At 75.1% G+C, this 869-nt stretch carries 1 protein-coding gene; it reads left to right on the top strand.

Annotated features, from left to right (window positions below; all coding sequences use genetic code 11):
- Window positions 1–161 precede the first annotated feature (161 nt).
- Window positions 162–869, top strand: a 708-nt coding sequence (dapF, locus tag B7767_RS40395; RefSeq protein WP_085576257.1) for a diaminopimelate epimerase, incomplete at its 3' end; no start/stop codon positions are given.

The following is an 869-nucleotide window of genomic DNA, read 5'->3' as shown; positions in this document are numbered from 1 at the left end:
CGGGTGGCCAGGCTCCGCTGAGCGGCGTCCCCCGGGAGCGCGGGGCCGCATCGACGTGCGGCTCCGCCGCGTGGGCGCGACCGGTCCCACCGGACCGCACGGGATCGACCGGCCGCCCCACCCCTCGGCGCCCCACCGGAGTGTTCTCGTACGATCGAGGGATGAGCACGCGGATCGCCTTCCTCAAGGGCCACGGCACGGAGAACGACTTCGTGATCGTCCCGGACCCCGAGAACGCCATCGACCTGTCCCCGGCCGCCGTCGCCGCCCTGTGCGACCGCCGCGCGGGCATCGGCGGCGACGGACTGCTGCACGTGGTGCGGTCCGCGGCCCACCCCGAGGCACGGGACATGGCCGCCGAGGCCGAGTGGTTCATGGACTACCGCAACGGCGACGGCTCGATCGCGGAGATGTGCGGCAACGGAGTGCGGGTGTTCGCGCGCTACCTCCAGCGCGCCGGACACGTGTCCGCGGGGGACACCGCGATCGCCACGCGCGGGGGAGTGAAGACCGTCCACATCGCCAAGTCCGTGTCCGGCAGCGGCTCCGCCGCGGGTGACATCACCGTCGGCATGGGCCGGGCGCTCCTCCCCGAGGGCGACGTCACCGTGAGCGTCGGCGGGCGCAGCTGGCCCGCGCGGAACGTGAACATGGGCAACCCGCACGCCGTGGCCTTCGTGGACGACCTCGCCCACGCGGGCGACCTGTACACCCCGCCCCCGTTCAGCCCGGCCGCCGCCTACCCGGACGGTGTGAACGTGGAGTTCGTCGTCGACCGCGGCCCGCGGCACGTGGCGCTGCGGGTGCACGAGCGCGGGTCCGGCGAGACCCGCTCCTGCGGCACGGGCGCGTGCGCGGTCGCCGTGGCC

Origin of the sequence: Streptomyces sp. 13-12-16, from assembly GCF_002114215.1 — a bacterium.
Taxonomy (GTDB): Bacteria; Actinomycetota; Actinomycetes; order Streptomycetales; family Streptomycetaceae; genus Streptomyces.
Note: the sequence above shows the minus strand (reverse complement) of the source record. Positions and strands in the feature narration are given on the sequence as shown.